The 17993-nt window shown below is 35.8% G+C and carries 18 protein-coding genes; 8 read left to right on the plus strand and 10 right to left on the minus strand.

Annotated features, from left to right (window positions below):
• Nucleotides 1-44 precede the first annotated feature (44 nt).
• From FTT88_RS06130 to FTT88_RS06155, 6 genes are all read left to right on the plus strand, one after another.
• Entirely contained in the window at nt 45-824 is a 780-nt protein-coding gene (locus FTT88_RS06130) for a DUF4184 family protein (RefSeq protein WP_180004577.1), read from the plus strand.
• A 160-nt stretch (nt 825-984) separates the two neighbouring features.
• Nucleotides 985-2769 carry an aspartate--tRNA ligase gene (gene aspS / locus FTT88_RS06135; protein ID WP_180004578.1) on the plus strand — a complete coding sequence of 595 codons (1785 nt, stop codon included), beginning with the start codon at nt 985-987 and terminating at the stop codon, nt 2767-2769.
• Nucleotides 2770-3084: 315 nt separating this feature from the next.
• A complete protein-coding gene (locus FTT88_RS06140; protein ID WP_180004579.1) occupies nt 3085-3951 on the plus strand; it encodes a lysophospholipid acyltransferase family protein in 867 nt (288 codons plus the stop codon).
• A gap of 131 nt (nt 3952-4082) precedes the next feature.
• Entirely contained in the window at nt 4083-4301 is a 219-nt protein-coding gene (locus FTT88_RS06145; protein ID WP_180004580.1) for a hypothetical protein, read from the plus strand.
• A 22-nt stretch (nt 4302-4323) separates the two neighbouring features.
• The gene (locus FTT88_RS06150) at nt 4324-5433 is read left to right on the plus strand and encodes a glycosyltransferase (RefSeq protein ID WP_180004581.1); all 1110 of its coding nucleotides are present in this window, start codon (nt 4324-4326) and stop codon (nt 5431-5433) included.
• A gap of 183 nt (nt 5434-5616) precedes the next feature.
• Entirely contained in the window at nt 5617-6903 is a 1287-nt protein-coding gene (locus FTT88_RS06155) for a glycosyltransferase family 4 protein (RefSeq protein WP_104852497.1), read from the plus strand.
• A gap of 525 nt (nt 6904-7428) precedes the next feature.
• Here the strand turns inward: FTT88_RS06155 and FTT88_RS06160 are convergent.
• The 8 genes from FTT88_RS06160 to FTT88_RS06195 form a co-directional block, all read right to left on the minus strand.
• Entirely contained in the window at nt 7429-7995 is a 567-nt protein-coding gene (locus tag FTT88_RS06160; RefSeq protein WP_180173777.1) for an IS630 family transposase, read from the minus strand.
• Nucleotides 7985-8440, minus strand: coding sequence for a helix-turn-helix domain-containing protein (locus FTT88_RS06165; protein WP_004973749.1), 456 nt, complete (start codon nt 8438-8440; stop codon nt 7985-7987). The genes FTT88_RS06160 and FTT88_RS06165 overlap by 11 nt, the downstream gene beginning before the upstream one ends.
• Before the next feature lie 118 nt (nt 8441-8558).
• Nucleotides 8559-9473: a glycosyltransferase family 2 protein gene (locus FTT88_RS06170; protein ID WP_180004582.1), complete on the minus strand. Its 915-nt coding sequence runs from the start codon at nt 9471-9473 to the stop codon at nt 8559-8561.
• A gap of 1 nt (nt 9474) precedes the next feature.
• Entirely contained in the window at nt 9475-10044 is a 570-nt protein-coding gene (locus FTT88_RS06175) for an acyltransferase (RefSeq protein ID WP_180004583.1), read from the minus strand.
• A 1-nt stretch (nt 10045) separates the two neighbouring features.
• A complete protein-coding gene (locus FTT88_RS06180; protein WP_180004584.1) occupies nt 10046-11146 on the minus strand; it encodes a DegT/DnrJ/EryC1/StrS aminotransferase family protein in 1101 nt (366 codons plus the stop codon).
• Complete coding sequence (rfbA, locus tag FTT88_RS06185) at nt 11143-12024, minus strand: glucose-1-phosphate thymidylyltransferase RfbA (RefSeq protein ID WP_180004585.1); 882 nt, start codon at nt 12022-12024, stop codon at nt 11143-11145. The genes FTT88_RS06180 and rfbA overlap by 4 nt, the downstream gene beginning before the upstream one ends.
• Nucleotides 12024-13082 (minus strand): dTDP-glucose 4,6-dehydratase, encoded by a 1059-nt coding sequence (gene rfbB, locus FTT88_RS06190; RefSeq protein WP_180004586.1) that lies wholly within the window; start codon nt 13080-13082, stop codon nt 12024-12026. The genes rfbA and rfbB overlap by 1 nt, the downstream gene beginning before the upstream one ends.
• Before the next feature lie 30 nt (nt 13083-13112).
• Nucleotides 13113-14177 (minus strand): glycosyltransferase family 4 protein, encoded by a 1065-nt coding sequence (locus tag FTT88_RS06195; protein WP_180004587.1) that lies wholly within the window; start codon nt 14175-14177, stop codon nt 13113-13115.
• A 181-nt stretch (nt 14178-14358) separates the two neighbouring features.
• Here FTT88_RS06195 and FTT88_RS06200 point away from each other — a divergent pair, with 181 nt between their 5' ends.
• A complete protein-coding gene (locus tag FTT88_RS06200) occupies nt 14359-15327 on the plus strand; it encodes an ELM1/GtrOC1 family putative glycosyltransferase (protein WP_180004588.1) in 969 nt (322 codons plus the stop codon).
• A gap of 1 nt (nt 15328) precedes the next feature.
• On the plus strand, nt 15329-16267 hold the full coding sequence (locus FTT88_RS06205; RefSeq protein ID WP_180004589.1) for a glycosyltransferase family 2 protein: 939 nt from the start codon (nt 15329-15331) through the stop codon (nt 16265-16267).
• Here the strand turns inward: FTT88_RS06205 and FTT88_RS06210 are convergent.
• Nucleotides 16264-17070, minus strand: coding sequence for a polysaccharide deacetylase family protein (locus FTT88_RS06210; RefSeq protein ID WP_180004590.1), 807 nt, complete (start codon nt 17068-17070; stop codon nt 16264-16266). The genes FTT88_RS06205 and FTT88_RS06210 overlap by 4 nt on opposite strands.
• A gap of 12 nt (nt 17071-17082) precedes the next feature.
• Entirely contained in the window at nt 17083-17973 is an 891-nt protein-coding gene (locus tag FTT88_RS06215) for a mitochondrial fission ELM1 family protein (RefSeq protein ID WP_180004591.1), read from the minus strand.
• Between the last annotated feature and the right edge of the window lie 20 nt (nt 17974-17993).

A 17993-nucleotide genomic window follows, 5' to 3' on the forward strand; every position in this document is an offset into this window, starting at 1 on the left:
CACCTATACCACATTGTATTTATTCATATATTTATTTTAATTCAATGCCTTTTACCATATCCCATGCTGTACTCGCACCGCCTATTTCCAAATTAAGCGGAAATCGCCTGCCTATTGCAGCACTCGCAATTGGTAGCATGGTGCCAGATTTATTCCGTTTATTTACTAATGCTGACTATGCAGGTTCACATCAATGGTCGGGGTTAATTTTTCCAAACTTAATCCTTGGTTTGCTGTTTTGTGTGCTGTGGTATGTGCTCTATCGCCCGATGTTATTTGCTTTTTTTGGTTTAAATAAGCCGCTGCATCTACAGAGTCTTAATCAATGTTGTGGGTTTATCCTCAGCCTCATCCTCGCACTCATCATTGGAACTTCGACGCATATTGTTTGGGATGGCTTGACCCATGTTGACTTTCGCACCTTTGCTTTTAAGGATCTGTTAAGTCTGCCGATTCAATTTTTCGGTCATTCATATCCCCTACATCGTGTGTTGCAAATTGGATTATCTGGCTTGGCCCTCCCCGTTTTGGCATGGATGATTTATCGTCATCATCTTCACTATCGAAGTATAGTAAGCGTCCCCGCATCCATCAAAGTCTATGTATATGGTTTAGCGGCCCTGTCTTTAGCTGCGGGCATCGCAAGTTATTTTTATTTTGCTGACAGTATTTATTCAGATGCCTTTGTACACGACCTGTATGCCTATGTCGGCAAGGCTATTAATTATTTTTTCCGTGCATTTTTAGCCACGTTTAGCCTCGGTAGTCTGATATTTCTGATCTTAAGCAAGAGCACCAATATTTTTTCAACGTCATCGGCTTAAGCCCATCATTGACCGAAAATTTGCTGTAAATTTGGCTGTTTTAGCAATAAGTCCTTGTGACAAAACAGCCAAAAAGAGGCATAATCCCCTATTCGAATAAAAGCGGTACGCTGTTTACGTATTCGCTGACCTTAACCCATATAGTTGGATTTCTAACGCTATGATGCGAACTCATTACTGCGGCTCACTTACTGAAGCCCAAATCGACCAAACCGTTACATTATGCGGTTGGGTTCACCGTCGCCGTGACCACGGTGGTGTAATCTTCCTTGACATGCGCGACCGTGACGGCCTTGTTCAAGTGGTGATTGACCCTGATACTCCTGAAGCTTTCGCGACTGCTGATAAATCACGTTCAGAATTCGTATTAAAAATTACAGGCCGTGTACGTCGTCGTTACGCAGGTACTGAAAACGCGAATATCGTGAGTGGTCAAATCGAAGTTTTAGGCAAAGAAATTGAAGTTCTTGCTGCGTCTGAAACTCCGCCATTCCCATTGAATGATGAAAATACCAATATTTCTGAAGAAGTACGTTTGAAATATCGTTTCCTCGATATTCGTCGTCCAGAAATGTTAGATCGTTTACGTTTCCGTTCTAAATTAACAAACCTTATTCGTAACTACTTCGAAGAAAATGGTTTCCTAGACGTGGAAACACCGATTTTGACTCGTGCGACTCCTGAAGGTGCGCGTGACTATTTAGTACCAAGTCGTGTTTCTAACGGTAGCTTCTATGCACTTCCACAATCTCCACAATTGTTCAAACAGTTGTTAATGGTTGGCGGTATCGATCGTTACTACCAAATTGCTAAATGTTTCCGTGATGAAGACTTACGTGCTGACCGTCAGCCTGAATTCACACAAATCGACGTTGAAACATCGTTCATGAGTGACGATGACATTATGGATTTGATGGAACGTTTAACGGTTAAGATGTTCAAAGAACTTCTAAACGTTCAGTTCGACAAGTTCCCACGTATGACGTATGCAGATGCAATGCGTGACTATGCATCTGATAAACCTGACTTACGTATTCCTTTGAAACTTGTTGATGTTGCAGACATGATGCAAGACGTTGAGTTCAAAGTATTCGCAGGTCCTGCAAAAGATCCTAAAGGCCGTATTGTTGCGCTTCGCGTACCAGGTGCTGGCGCGCTTCCACGTAGCCAAATTGACGAATACACTAAATTCGTTGGCATTTATGGCGCGAAAGGCTTGGCTTACATCAAAGTCAACGAACTTGAAAAAGGTATTGAAGGTCTTCAATCTCCAATCGTTAAATTCATCGAGCCAATCGTACTTGATCTATTGAAACGTGTTGGCGCTGAAAATGGCGATATCGTATTCTTCGGTGCAGATAAAGCGAAAATCGTAAACGATGCGATGGGTGCTTTACGTATTAAAGTCGGTCACGACATGAAACTTGCAACTTGCGAGTGGGCGCCACTTTGGGTTGTTGACTTCCCAATGTTCGAAGAAACTGATGACGGTAAATGGACGTCTGTTCATCACCCATTCACGCTGCCAAAATCAAGCGTTGAAGAAGTGAAGAACAACCCAGGTGCTGCACTTTCTGTTGCTTACGATATGGTATTGAACGGTACTGAAATCGGTGGTGGTTCATTACGTATCTTCAATCTAGAAATGCAAAAAGCGATCTTTGAAGCGCTTGGTATTTCTGAAGAAGAAGCAGAAGAGAAATTCAGCTTCTTGCTTAACGCCTTGAAATTCGGTGCGCCTCCTCACGGTGGTTTAGCATTCGGTCTTGACCGTTTAGTGATGTTGATGACTGGTGCATCTTCTATCCGTGACGTGATTGCATTCCCGAAAACTAAGACTGCGGAATGTCCTTTAACCCAAGCGCCTGCGCCAGTTGAAGCGAACCAATTACGTGACTTAGGTATTCGCTTACGTGAAAAACCAAAAGCTGAAGAATCTAAATAATCTTACATTTTAAGATTTAGATTTTAAGTTTCAAAAAACCCTGCGCTATGCAGGGTTTTTTTATTTCAACCTATAAAAAGTGGTAGAAAACCTACAAAACATAAATTAAAGATTTGATTGACTTTGCTAATATCAAAACGCTTCAAGTACGTTATGATGTTGCACTACATCCTTTGAGCAATGGACAGCTCAATTTTCCACTTCCGATTATTTTGTTTTTAGATTCAGATCTTTTTGTACTTTTCATTGAATAAGTCCGGTCTCTTGGCAAAATTTATTTTATTCCATGCTGTCAATTTTGAGACCTTGTGATCCATGTACTTTATATTCAAAATCATCGCGCTATTGCCACTTTGGCTGTTACAAAACTTGGCTTTGATGATCGCGTTTATTCTTGACCTGTTTAACTCATCAATCAAACGTATCACTAGCATCAATATTCAACTGGCCTACCCAGACTTGTCCGAGACAGCGCAGAGACAGCTCATCAATCAAAGTATCCGCAGCCAATGCCTGACCTATATTGAATTTATTAAATGTTGGGGGATGCCGCCAAGTTATAGCCTGAGCTTATTGAAAAACATTTATGGTGAAAATATCCTCACGGAAGCACTTGCGAATAAAAAAGGTGTGATCGTTGTGATTCCGCATTTTGGCTGCTGGGAATTACTCAATGCATGGCTGAACCTGTATACAGAACCGATGATTATGTATAAACCGAATAAAAATAAAGGGATCAATCGTTATCTGTTAGAAGCACGAGAAAAGTTTAACGCAACACTCGTTCCTACAGATGAAACAGGGATCCGTGCCATTTTTAAACATTTGAAACAAGGTGGCCTAACAGTCATTTTACCAGACCATTTACCTAAGCCTTCTGGTGGCATTTATTCCCATTTTTTTGGGCAAAATACCCTAACTGTGACTTTGGTGTCGAAACTCGCTGCAAAAACACAATGTAATGTGATTGGTTTGAGCTGTATCCGCAACGATGATCTATCTAGTTTTGATTTACATTGCACAAATCTCTCAGATGACATTTTGTCTAGAGATTTACAGCTCTCTGTAGATACACTCAATATTGCGATGCAAGATATAATCAATCAAGCACCTGAACAATATATCTGGTCTTATAAGCGCTTTAGACATTGTTTAGGGAACATCAACGTCTATCGTCAATAAAATTATTGGCACTACCGTCAAAACCTTACATCTCATTGTTGAGCAAGATTGCATAGATTCACCTTATTCAATTGAGATCGATTATCGACAGTGGCATAATAGCCTCAATTTCCACTTTAAGTGATTCTCCTATGGCTATGCGTCCTGAAGTCCGTCGTCGTGCAATCGTGTTGATTGTTTTTTCTGTCGTACAATGGTTGTTCATGCGCTACATTTTAGCCAATGAATTATTCAACTTAACCACCTATAACCGAATCGTTTTATTCTGTGTCAGCAGCCTTGCAGGTGCATTATTAATCTTTGTCGGTTTGATTTATATGGTGTTGAAAGGTAATGCGGATAAAAACTAATAAATAAAAGTAAGCACATGATATGAAAAAAATTTTATTTATAGTAGATGATTTAGGTAAAGGTGGTGCTGAAAAAATTACTCTCGCGCTTGCGCATACTCTAGCAAAAAGCAAGCATTTAGTAACTCTTGCTGTTTTAAACTCGAGTAGAAATACACTAATAGTTGACCCATCTATCGAATATATTGACTTAAATATTGATACAAAATTTGCATTTGGTAAGCTTTGGAAGTTTAAAGAACTTTCGACAAAAGAGCTGCAAAATTTTTCATCATTAATAAATAAGAGAAATTTTGATTTAATAATTATTGGTTTTCATAATGGATATTACCTAGGCAAATACTTAACCCAAAAAGAAAACATCTGGTATTGGATTCATGGAGATCTTTTAGAGATTAGAAGATTTAACAATCCTTTAAAACAAATCAAAGAGTATTTTCGTTTTTTTAGAAATAAAAGAAAGTTTTCTAAATTATTTAAGAATAAAAACCTAATTACAGTAAACCGTGACTTAGAATATAAAGCAAAGATTCATACACAACCAAATTCAACTATCACTATTGCAAATGGTGTAGAATTACCTAATGATCTTATAGGTCGATCTAAATTTACTAAAAAGAAATGGGATGTAATTTTTGTTGGGCGCTTAGTTCAAATTAAGCAAGTAGACCATGCCATTAAAGCATTTGCTATGAGTAATCTCACGGGAAGAATGGCCATTGTTGGAGATGGGCCTGAATGCCAGAAACTCAAAGACCTAGCAAAACAACTTAATATTTCCGATAGAATAGATTTTCTTGGATGGGTAGATGAACCACATCAACTAATGTTACAAAGCAAGAGTCTTGTTATGTGCTCTTTATACGAAGGTAGTCCAGTAACATTAGCCGAAGCAATTGCTCTTGGTATTCCTGTTATTAGTTATGACTCTTCAGCTGGTATTACAGATTTATTTACTCTTGATACTGCAAAATTTGGATTAGTTCCTAAACAAAATATTCAAGCTTTAAGTGATGCATTGGAAAAATGTGTAGCAGACCCTTATATATATAATAATGAATGTATAGAAAAAGTATGCATACAGAATATGGAAATACAAATTTTAAATTTAGTTTCCAAAGAAAATAAATGACCTTCATTTAAAGTTAAGATTAATGTGTCTATTAATTTCAGATAGCTAACTTTAATTCTGATTCAATAGTGCCAAAACAACACAACCAAACATTAAATTCTATTAAAAAATTAGATCAAAATATATGACAAATTAAAAATAAATATATATGATTAGTTATTAAATTTAAAAGAGTACACTTTTATGCTTATTAATTCCAATGAAAAAAAATTAAATAGTAATACTCAAATTTCAAAATCAGACAAATTCAATCTATTAATCATTGACGATACATTCCCCTCTCCTAAAAGTGGATTTAGATATATAGAGTTCACCACATACTTACAGGAATTTAAAAAATCTGTAATAATAACTTCTGGAAAAAATATTGAGTCACTTGATAAAAAATCAGCAGCTATTATTGTACAAGAATATAAGGAAAAATTTCCAAATCTTAGTCATAAAGTAATACTTGAAAGCAAAAAAATACATATTAAGAGCACTGATCTGGTCTATCTCACTTTTTTAAATAACACATTCGCAATTTTACCTAAAATTGAGTCCGCTAAAGCTCCATTTGTATTTACTCTTTATCCAGGTGGAGGATTTTTACTAAACGATCCTATATGTGACCATAAGCTCAAACGAATCTTTAGTTCCCCTTGTTTTAAAAAAGTAATAGTAACCCAGCAAGTAACTTATGATTATATTTTAAATAAAGGAATGTGTTCTAAAGAAAAAATTCAAATGATCTTTGGAGTTGTAATGCCTGAGATATCCAAAACAGATTTATTTACTAAAAAACATTATTGGGGATTTGATAAGAATCGCATGGATATCTGTTTTATGGCGCACAGATATACTCCGTATGGAAAAGATAAAGGATATGATATTTTTATAGATGTTGCCACTATACTGCATCAACGATATAAGAATATCTACTTTCATGTTATAGGGTCTTTTGATTCTAAAATTATTAATGTTGATACATTAGGTGACCATATCAAATTTCATGGTTCATTAGATCCAGAAGATTTTGACAATTTATTCAAAACTATTGATATAATTTTATCCCCCAATATTAGTGGTCAAATTTCTCCAGGATCATTTGATGGCTTCCCCACTGCTAGTTGTATTGAAGCTGCTTTACGCGGTAGTGCTATCTTTGCTCACGATGAATTTAACTCCGCAGAAAACTATTTTACTAACGAGAAAGATATTGTATTAATTAAATATGACACCAATGATATTATTGATAAAATTATTTTTTATTATAACCACCCCGCTGCCCTAAAAGAAATAGGAAAAAATGGCGCACACCGCGTCAAAGAACTGTACAGCTTAGAAACGCAAATGGATCCACGAGTTAACTTATTACACAAATTAGCGTACACTGAAGAACCATTAAAAAATATATTTTTTAAAATTTTTAAACTAAATATTCAATGGAAATTACATTCAATTCTAAATATCTTTAAAAAGCACATATAAAACTAATGCCTGTTGGTATTTTGGTGTATAAAAATAGTAAACTCAATTATTAAATCAAAATCACTACCATCGGTGCTTCCTACAATGCTGAATGAACAATTCTAGTCTAATTTAATCGAATTTATTATTTCAGATAAAGCAGCTCATGATAGTAAAGTTACTCATATTTTAGACAAGCAATTGGATTTAGATGAAACAGATAAAAACTATGATTCCTGAGCATTAAGTGTAAAAAAGGATTAAATCCAACAAACCAAAGAAATCAAATACGAAATCTATCAATAATCATATGACCTAGTTTTTATATACAATCAGATATTTAGCTGATAATATAGTTTCCGTTTAAAGTCATTTAGCTGAGTTCTTCACGGATTAATAAACTAAAGTAAAATTTTAAAATCACAGTTGCCTTTATAAAAATTCAGCATACACTAACTAACAACAGTCATCTATAACATAAACTTCATTTTAAACAATAAAAATTTAAAGCTATAAACCTCATAAAGTTTACCTTATAAGTCTCCATTAAAAAGTAAACATGTATTCTTTTCCGAATAGGTTTGATACTTTCTCAACCCATTGCTCTATTTTGTCAGCTGCCATGACTTGAAAATCTCGCCAATAATATTTCATCTGCTTCCATACCATCTCGATTCGATTTAACTCAGGGCTGTAAGCTGGAATAAAATACAGATTCGTCGAAAAGTTAGTTTTAAGTAGCTCTCTGTAATCAGCCATCTTTTTACTTCTATGAATCGAGGCATTATCAACAATAAGAACCAATGGAAGGTTATACGTCTGTTTTACTTGTTGAGCTATTCCAGTTAAATAGGCATAAAACCAAGTGCTTGTAACTGACTCTTGTAAACAACTTGTCACCAGTTTCCCCGTTGAAAGCAAACACCCCATGACATTAACTCGTTTTAGTCTTATCGCATCAACCGCATGAACATCACCTATCTTTGTCCACGCATAGCGGTTATCAGGAGTAGCTGAAAACCCTGTTTCATCAACATAACCTAATATAATTTCACCACGTGCCGCTTGCTCTCGTAATTTTTCAATCTGCTGTGTTGCTTGTTCAAATGCAATCGGATCTCTTTTTTTTCAAGCTATGACGGGTACGCTTGAAGACCATACCTGAATCACGTAAAAACTTACGAATGGTTTCAACAGACACGGACACTTCGTATTCTTCATGTAGTTTGACTCGGATTTGTTCTGCATTGAGTGGACTTGTATTGACCCAATCTAGGATTTTCGCCTGATAGTCTGAGATCAATGTATTGGGCCGACCTGAGCGATGACCTTCTTTAATCGATTCAAACTCATACAATTCCCAACGTCGGCGTTGTAGCCTTATGGTTTCTGGGATACGTTCTTGTAGAGTGGCAACTTCCGCAACACTTTTACCTTCAGAAAGCCAGAGAATAGTTTGGGCACGTTGTCTTTCACGCCAATGTTTTGCATGCTTGGCCAGAAAAATGAGTCGTTCTCGCTGTTCTAAACTAAGTGGTACAGAAACAATTCGAGGCATGTGTGAACATCTGTTAACTAAAAAAACTTTTTCGCATGATTAGTTATTTTTGTCAACTTACTTTAGACATCCTAGTTATCATCAATAACACTGAATCAATACACAAATAGTTTAAAAATCACCGTAATTTCCAAATAATAATTTTTGGTAAAAAAACAAGTAAGTAAAAAAATATTTGACGCATAGTAAATATTTTTAGCGAAACTGATTTCTTAATCAACAAACAATAAATATTATAATCACTTCCAGTTTTATAAAAATATCTTGCATAACGAAAAGTATATTTCGCATACACTGCATTCAACCTTTTTCTCTCCTCACAACTCAACTCTTCAGAGAGCTTTTTATCATATGCCCTCATTATACCCAGAGGCAAAATTGGGTTTATTTTTTTACCAATATTACTAATCCCAACATCTACACGATATGCACCCAACTCTTCATCCAAGTGATAAATAAACCCTTTTCTAGCCTGCTCAATATGAATTTCAATATCTAATGCTTTAGGATGCAAACTATCAAAATAATCAAATATAAAATCATTGCGAAACATTTTTGATGAATGTGCAAAAAAAGGTAAATTTAGATATAAATAATCTAAATTAAATTTGCCTTTTTGATGAGTCCATTCTCGCACCTTATTTCCTTTGGCATCTATATACCGCATATCATGAGTACAGATAACACTATCTGGGTTGGATTCCATAACATCAAATTGACGTTGCAATTTACCTGGTAGAGCTAAATCATCTCCATCAAGGTGATATATATATTTGCCTTTAGCCTTTTTATATACAGATTTAATATTTTCTATTGGGCCTATATTTACTTTATGAAATATAGGAACAACAATATTAGGATATTTTATTAAAAATCCTTCTATTATTTTTCTAGTTGAATCAGTAGAGCAATCATCCCCAACAATCACTTCATACTGAAAATTTGTATTTTGATTTAGAATACTTTGTAAAGTCTGCTCTAGAAATTTTTCTTGATTATAGGTAACAATACAGACTGAAACCAATATATTCATACTAAATCGATCTCTCTTTTTTTAGTTCTATTTCCAGCATAAGTAAATCTCTTTTTCTATCTTTAATTTTTTTTGCTGGTGTACCCATATAAACACCAAACTCTTTACAATTTTTATTTACTAAACTTAATGCACCAACAGCAACACCTGTTTCTAAAGTAACACCAGGCAAAATCACACATCCAGATCCAACAATTACATGCTTTCCGATTATAACATCTGAACTTGTCACATTTGTATATTTACTAGGCACTGTAGGATTCGTCATAAACTGACCACTGTAATCATCATTACTACTATAAATAGCTACTTTTGATGAAATATTACAGAAATCCTTTAACACTATTTTACCTGCTCCTATGAGTGAGCTATATACTGCAATATGAATATGGCTTCCTATCTCAATTCCACCTATACCAGCTGATAGTACACAAAAGTCATCAATTCTTACATTATTACCAATTATTATGTTATTACAATTATAATAAGATGCCTTATCCGAAAGTAAGCAATTTTCACCTACGTGATGAAAGCCCATGGCTTTAATTTGCTCTTCTGTTAAAAAAGCCATCTTAATTGTCCTTAATTAAATCAATAATTTTCTGTACTGAATCTAGGCTAAGATTTGGATATAGCGGCAAGCAAAGCACTCCCCCTGATAAGAGTTTCGCTTCAGGGGTGTCTGATTGATACTCCTTATAAATAGCCAAATCAGTCATTATCGGATAAAAATATTTTCTTGCAAAAATCCCATTAAGCTTTAGTTTTTCAAACAATTCATCACGTCTAAGCGGATACGGCTTAGAAATAACGATTGGGAAATAAGAGTAATTATCTTTTTCTAAACTTGGACGTTTAATACAGTGAATTCCAGATATACCTGTAAGTCCATGACGATACATGTCATCTATTTTTTGACGTGCTAATAGTGTGCGATCAATAGATTTCAATTGTAGCAAACCTAGTGCAGCATGCACTTCACTCAATTTACCATTTAAAGAAATATCATCTATTATACTTTCATTCACAATACCAAAATTCTTTAAACGATCAATACGTTGCTTCATTTCAGCACTATGGCAAACAATAGCCCCCCCCTCAAAAGTATTAAATACTTTTGTAGCATGAAAGCTCATTACACTTAAATCACCATAATTGAGTAAGCTTTTTCCATGATGTTTTACACCAAAGGCATGTGCCGCATCATAGATTAATTTTAAATTATGCTTAGTAGCAATATTTTGTAGTACTTCCACATCACAAGGGATGCCATAACAATGTACTGGTAAAATCGCGACCGTCTTATCAGTTATGGCTTGCTCAACTTTTACTGGGTCAATATTAGATGTTTGCGGATCAATATCAACAAAGACTGGAGTGAGTTTATTCCAAACTATCGAATGAGCTGTAGCAACAAAAGTATATGGTGTCGTAATCACCTCACCTTGTTCAAATCCAAGTGCCTGTAGCGCTGTTACCAATGCAATCGTTCCATTATTAAATAATGAAATATAATCAACGCCCAAATACTCACAAAGCTCTTTTTCCAACTGCTGATGTAATGGTCCACAGTTGGTTAAAATTTTATTTTTCCAAATTTGTTCTAAATAAGGAATAAATTCTGCAAGCTCAGGTAAAACAGGTTGAGTGACATAAATTGACTCTTGACTCATATCTCATTCACCAAAGAAATTAGATATTGCCCATAATCATTTTTACTCATGCTTTGACCAATTTCTAAAACTTGTTCTTTGCTCAGCCAACCATTATTCAAGGCAATTTCTTCCAAACACGCCACTTTATAACCCTGACGTTTTTCAATGGTTTCTACAAACTGTGCTGCCTCCAGTAAACTTGAATGTGTACCTGTATCTAACCATGCAAAACCACGTCCGAGCAATTCCACATTTAGATCACCGCGCTCTAAATACATCTGATTAACTGTGGTAATTTCTAATTCTCCACGTTCAGAAGGCTTCACTTGTTTCGCAATTTGAATCACATCATTGTCATAAAAATATAGACCTGTGACCGCAAAGTGGGATTTAGGTTGTTTAGGTTTTTCTTCTAAAGAAATTGCTCGTTTCTGCTCATCAAATTCAACCACACCAAAACGCTCAGGGTCTTTCACCTGATAGCCAAATACCGTTGCACCTTTTTGACGTGCAACGGCTTGACGTAGCATTGGGGTAAAACCTTGACCATAAAAAATGTTGTCGCCAAGCACTAAACAAACATTACTATTTCCAATAAAGCTTTCACCAATAATAAAGGCTTGTGCTAAACCATCTGGACTAGGTTGGACGGCATATTCAAGCTGAATACCAAATTGAGCACCATCACCCAATAAACGCTTAAAACCATCAATATCTTCAGGGGTACTAATAATGAGTACGTCACGAATACCCGCAAGCATCAGCACCGAAAGCGGGTAATACACCATGGGTTTATCATAAATAGGCAATAACTGCTTAGATACCCCTTTGGTAATTGGATATAAACGTGTACCTGAACCGCCCGCTAAAATAATACCTTTTGTTGTATTTGACATTATGAATTTACACCTAATCTTTCGCGTTGGTAACTGCCATCTTGCACTCGATGACACCAGTCCAAATTATTTAAATACCATTGCACCGTTTTACTGATTCCAGTTTCAAATGTTTCCGTTGGTGACCAGCCCAATTCATTTTGAATTTTTGTGGCATCAATTGCATAACGTAAATCATGCCCAGGGCGGTCTTTTACAAATGTAATCAGTGATTCATAGGTTTGACCATTTGCCTGTGGTTTTAACTCATCCAAAATCTTACAAATAGTTTTGACCACTTCTATATTCTGTTTTTCATTATGACCACCAATATTATAGGTTTCACCCACTACACCCTCAGTCACCACTTTATATAAAGCGCGTGCATGATCTTCTACAAACAACCAATCCCGAATTTGTTGACCATTACCATATACAGGCAAAGGTTTAGCATCCAGTGCATTTAAGATCACCAATGGAATTAATTTTTCTGGAAAATGGTAAGGCCCATAATTATTTGAGCAATTGGTCACAATGACAGGTAAACCATAAGTTCTGTACCAAGCACGTACCAGATGATCCGAACTGGCTTTAGAGGCAGAATATGGAGAGCTTGGTGCGTATGAAGTTGTTTCTGTAAACAAATCTGTCGTGCCTTCTAAGTCACCATAAACCTCATCAGTTGAAATATGATGAAAGCGAAAGTTTTGTTGAGCTTCAGCGTCAAGCCCCATCCAATATTTTCGAGCGGCTTCTAATAAAGTATAAGTTCCCACAATATTGGTTTGAATAAATGCTGCTGGGCCATCAATTGAGCGGTCTACATGCGACTCTGCAGCCAAATGCATAATTGCATTAGGTTGAAATGCATCTATTGCAGCTGTAATTTGTTCTGTATCACAAATATCGATTTGTTTGAACTCATAGTTCGGATATTGATCGATTTCTTTTAACGATTCTAAATTACCTGCATAAGTCAACTTATCGATATTTAGAACGTGGTTGTTGGTATTTTGAATAATATGGCGGATGACAGCTGAACCAATAAATCCTGCACCGCCTGTAACTAAAATTTTCATAACCAACCCAAATAAACCATAATGACATTATTAAATATATGCAGAATCAAGAAAATCGATCAGCTTATCCGCAACTTTGCAAAATTGATATTCATTTTCAGCATCTTGGTGTCCAACCTGTGCCATTCTACTAATTTGCTCAGGGGATTCAATCAGAATAATTAGATTATTAACCAAATCTTGAATATCTCCGCATTTTGCCATTAAACCATTTTCACCTTGCCGAATAATTTGTTGGACACTAATATGATCACTCGCAACAACAGGTTTCCCCCAAGCAAAAGAATCTAATATAGCCAAGGGTTGGGTATCATTCATTGTAGGAACGAGTGCAATATCAATATCTTTATAAAACTTTCTTTTTTGTTCCCCACTAATCCAGCCTAAAAACTCTACTTCACCCTCCAAATTCAAATCTTTAACTTGCTGAAATAAAAACTCTTTCTGTTCACCATCCCCTGCAATCAACAACTTGACCCTGTATCCTTTTTGCTTTAATTGCTCCACCGCAGAAATTGCTATGTGTGTACCCTTATATTCAACCAAGCGCGTCATAATCCCTAAGACCACAGGTTCCCCAAGTTTTTTAGCAAAAGAAGGTTCATCATCTGGCAAATGTATTAAATTTGGAATAACCGCTTGTGGTTTTTTTCTCAAATCCACACCCTTCTTTTTTGCAGCATCAGCAACACACTGAGCTACATAAGGAGTAATATGAATAAATCCATCTGCGCGTAATGTCCTTTTCACATTATGACTATGATTCATCGCAATAACAGGGCATTTGATTTGTGAAAAAAACATCGCATTTTTAAATAAGTAAACAGCACGTCCACTATGAGCAATCACAACATCAGGCCGATAAGAGCGTAACCATAAAGCGAGTTTTACTGCTGCAATCAGATCATAAAACCCTGAACTATTGAGTACAAACTTTGGATAACTCTCAGATTTTAACTTTTTATTTTCATCACCATATACCAAAAAACCTTCATGCCCCTTGCTTTCTAATGCATCAAAAGTGTTCAGCATTGCTTGCCAACGCCCACCTGAAGCATCCCCATAAACTGTGTGAACTATTTTTAATTTTTTCAAGAAAAGCCTTTTTCAAATTGCGCTAACTACTGATTAGAAAACATTTTATTATTATTAACCTAAATAGGCCACCACCTAATTTAAAATAACACTCTGAATCTTGCCTTACTTCAAGGTTGCTCTGACAACAGAATAGATTTTTGCTACTATACAAAGTTGATATGTCAAACTTTCAAATCTTATGAAAAGCAAACCTAGCCTTGCTGTTCTTATTATTCATGACCAACGTGCTGGGCATTTAAACCCTAGCTTAGGAGTTTACGACAATCTAGAAACCGCTTATTCAACAACTTTATATAAAATAGTTACACCCACCTTAAAAAAGTGGCAAATCAGCCTCTTAAAAAAAATTAGTTGGTATCCGCGTTTATTCGACTTATTTGCTGCTTTATTTTTTAAAAATTTTATTTTAAATCATGATATTAACTGCATTATTTGCTCTGGAATGCCCAACCTAATCTATGGCATTTTTGTAAGCCGTAGTTTAAAAGTTCCTCTATTTTATGCAGGTGACTTACGTAAGGTAAACAGCAAACTAGTCAGCTGCACAATTACTGCACTCCCACAAAACACGCTGTCAGATCAAGTTGTACTAACAACACCACCTGTTAAAAAAGAGTTTTTTAACATGCAACATGATCAACTCGATCAAACAACAGCTTTACTCGTTTTAGGTGGGGCTACAGATGAACACCCTTTTACTTATACAGATTTTGAAAAAATCATTAATAACTTCATTCTATTTTGTAGAAACAATCAACTTAAAGGCTTAATTACCAACTCACGCCGCACACCAAATCTAAGTACATTTTTGAATAAAACCGATATTCCTAAAAATATCCAATTACATTTTATCCATACTGAAAAAGCTTTGTCTCTCATTCAGCTTATTCAACAAGCCACTTATATTTTTGTCACAGAAGATAGCACTTCTATGCTTGCTGAAACTATCCAAAGTGGACGTTTTGTCAGTTCCATATATAGCCCCAAGTCTATTTTAGAACCTTTAAATAAGAAATATATTGAAGCTCAACTCATGCAGCGACAAAAGCTTGAAGAAATCTTTCAGTATCCAAGTATTAGAAATACCCAAGATTTAAACTCATCAACCCCAATTACCCAAGCTTTTAAACGTAATTTAGGATATTAAAATGATTTCAGTCATCCTCACTCATTACAATAAAGGCCTATTACTCAATAGAACCATTGAATCACTACAACCTCAAAATGAAAATTTACACGAAATTATTGTGGTAGATGACTGTTCTACAGACCCAGAATGGTGCAAAAACAGTAAATATCTACTAGATACTTACCCTAAAATTAAAATCATTCAAAATACAGATAATAAAGGCCCAGCTGTTCGTTTAAATCAAGGTGCATTTTCTGCAACAGGTGATTATCTATTTTTTATGGATGCTGATGATGTTTTAGCACCTAATCGTCTCAATATGTTTTTAGAAGAAATGCAAAAGCAAAATGCCGATTTATGTTATGCAGAAAAAGTAAAAATTCACGATCTGAATGAAATTCAGAAGCATACTCTTGCAACATGGCAATTTAGCACCACACCTTTAAATTACGTACTTGAAAATAATATTATGCAGATGTGCGTTATGTGTACACGTGACTTATTTAAAAAATCTAAAGGTTGCAATGAAAATATATTTATTCAAGATGAATCACTAGCTTTAAACTTAGCTAAATATTCAAAAAAAATAATTTCTAGTGGCTTACATAGTGTTTTTGTTATTTTAGATGAAGCCGAAACAAAATCTATCCGTGGAGAAAACCGTCTATCTCGCCATCTAGAGCAACAACACCATGATATGTTCTTCACAATTGATGATTTTATCCAAGATTACCCAGATATTACTGAACAAAATAAAAAACTACTGATCAAAAAAGCGATTTCAACCTATTGGAAAAGTATACGCCATACACCACAGAAAAATTTTACAGACTTTCTTATTTATTTAGCTGCGCGCATTGATCCAATTCAAACGTGGGACAAACACCACATGAAACTCACTAGCTATTTCAATCAATTAAATCATGTAAGGAAAATTAATAACAGGGAGAGCAATTAAGCTCTTTTCCCTAATTTCATCCGCAACTTCACCGCAAACATTGAGTCCTTACCACTCACTTTAATCCGTTGTAATTGCATAAAGTCGGGACTTAGGCCATCAATACCCTCTTTGGTGGTCACAGCATTGCTATAACCTGCCTGCTCTGCTAAACACACATCGCGCTCAGAATAAATACCGAAAGGATAGGCAAAACTACTCACAGACATACCAATTAATTGCTCTAATTGTTTTTTCGATTCTCTAAGTTCAAACAAGCATGCTGCATCATCCAATTTATCCAAATTGGCATGTGTCAAAGTATGCGAACCAATTTCAACAAGACCACTATGTGCCAGATACTGAACTTGCTCATCATTCAGTTTAGGTTCTCGGGCTAACTCACCGCTATTGTGATGGGCTTTTTTATAGGTTGACCAATCACGGTTATGGCGATCAACCACTACATAAATCGTCGCCTTGGCTTGGTATTTTTCTAAAATTGGATAAGCATTTTCCAAGTTATCAAAATAGCCGTCATCAAAGGTAATTGCTACCGTTTTTTTAGGATGCTGCCCCCAATTTTGTTGCAACTCATGCATTGTGACAAAATGAAAACCCTCAGCTTTCATCCAAGCCACTTGCTTCTCAAACTCTTCAGGTTTAACCCGCAACTTATTAAATTTTGCACCATCGATATGCTCAGACACCATGTGATACATTAAAATACGCGGTCTTTTCCAATCTACAGCGGGCTTCCACCATGCATATTTAAAACTAAATGCAATCATCAAAACCAACAGAAAAATGAATATATAAATCACGGTTAAGACCAGTTATTTTGTCAGAAGATATGTTGCCACACGATCCGCTTCTTTAAAAGCGCTAGGTTCAGCCAATTGCAAAATTGAACTTGATAAAGAAACCAGGCCCTTTTGCAAAATCAAATCTATTGAACCTGTAATCCGATCTTCCTTTAACCGATCCACTTCAATCACCCCGACTTTACAACCCGCGGTGAGAGCCTCGTAAATCATTGAAACACTATCTTCAGTTACCCAAACCGCTTCGGCTTTTTGCATTTCTTCGAAAATCCAACCTTGCGGAGTGACTTCAACTGGGAAAATCTGTACTTTTTCAATACTCTTTAACTGTTTTAATTCTGCTAAAAACGCTTTTGGTGTGCGCCGTGAAGTGGTCAAAATGATTTGTGAATTTGGATTTTGCTCGACTATTTGTTCAATTCGTTGGAGTACTTTAGCCGCATTCCACTGATGGCGTTTCGAAGAGCCACCCAAAGCGATCAGGATTCGACCATGCTGATGTCGCTCCTCATTCACAATAGGATTTAACGCACCCTGTGTGGTCAGTACTTTATTTGATGCCTGAATACCATCGTGCTGTGGAATCACCGCATAATCAAACCATGCAAACGGCAAGCTGGGCTTCATTAAAATAATGGTTTTGGCTTTGTTATACACTTTGCCTAACAGCCATACTCGAAAATGCGTATGGCTGCCGACGCCAAAAATATAGGTTGGCACGTGTTCTACGGCATGAACTTGATGGCTAAACAGTGCAGAAATAAGTGTCGCTATAGGCAAATCATCAATTGAAATTTCTTGAAATGTGAATGCTTCCTGAGATTGGCGCTGCATGGCCTTAAATAAACCTAGAGCCTGTGAGCGATGTCCTGCTTTACCATCACTGACATAAACAATATGCATAGTCTCGTTCCAAAAAATTC

It is taken from the genome of Acinetobacter sp. YH01024 (genome assembly GCF_013420195.1).
Lineage (GTDB): Bacteria > Pseudomonadota > Gammaproteobacteria > Pseudomonadales > Moraxellaceae > Acinetobacter > Acinetobacter amyesii.

What these genes read in the sequence shown, in the direction of transcription:
- FTT88_RS06130 (WP_180004577.1), top strand. Translation starts at nt 45, where the DNA reads ATGCCTTTTACCATATCCCATGCTGTACTCGCACCGCCTATTTCCAAA.
- aspS (WP_180004578.1), top strand. Translation starts at nt 985, where the DNA reads ATGATGCGAACTCATTACTGCGGCTCACTTACTGAAGCCCAAATCGAC.
- FTT88_RS06140 (WP_180004579.1), top strand. Translation starts at nt 3,085, where the DNA reads ATGTACTTTATATTCAAAATCATCGCGCTATTGCCACTTTGGCTGTTA.
- FTT88_RS06145 (WP_180004580.1), top strand. Translation starts at nt 4,083, where the DNA reads ATGGCTATGCGTCCTGAAGTCCGTCGTCGTGCAATCGTGTTGATTGTT.
- FTT88_RS06150 (WP_180004581.1), top strand. Translation starts at nt 4,324, where the DNA reads ATGAAAAAAATTTTATTTATAGTAGATGATTTAGGTAAAGGTGGTGCT.
- FTT88_RS06155 (WP_104852497.1), top strand. Translation starts at nt 5,617, where the DNA reads ATGCTTATTAATTCCAATGAAAAAAAATTAAATAGTAATACTCAAATT.
- FTT88_RS06165 (WP_004973749.1), bottom strand. Translation starts at nt 8,440, where the DNA reads ATGCCTCGAATTGTTTCTGTACCACTTAGTTTAGAACAGCGAGAACGA.
- FTT88_RS06170 (WP_180004582.1), bottom strand. Translation starts at nt 9,473, where the DNA reads ATGAATATATTGGTTTCAGTCTGTATTGTTACCTATAATCAAGAAAAA.
- FTT88_RS06175 (WP_180004583.1), bottom strand. Translation starts at nt 10,044, where the DNA reads ATGGCTTTTTTAACAGAAGAGCAAATTAAAGCCATGGGCTTTCATCAC.
- FTT88_RS06180 (WP_180004584.1), bottom strand. Translation starts at nt 11,146, where the DNA reads ATGAGTCAAGAGTCAATTTATGTCACTCAACCTGTTTTACCTGAGCTT.
- rfbA (WP_180004585.1), bottom strand. Translation starts at nt 12,024, where the DNA reads ATGTCAAATACAACAAAAGGTATTATTTTAGCGGGCGGTTCAGGTACA.
- rfbB (WP_180004586.1), bottom strand. Translation starts at nt 13,082, where the DNA reads ATGAAAATTTTAGTTACAGGCGGTGCAGGATTTATTGGTTCAGCTGTC.
- FTT88_RS06200 (WP_180004588.1), top strand. Translation starts at nt 14,359, where the DNA reads ATGAAAAGCAAACCTAGCCTTGCTGTTCTTATTATTCATGACCAACGT.
- FTT88_RS06205 (WP_180004589.1), top strand. Translation starts at nt 15,329, where the DNA reads ATGATTTCAGTCATCCTCACTCATTACAATAAAGGCCTATTACTCAAT.
- FTT88_RS06215 (WP_180004591.1), bottom strand. Translation starts at nt 17,973, where the DNA reads ATGCATATTGTTTATGTCAGTGATGGTAAAGCAGGACATCGCTCACAG.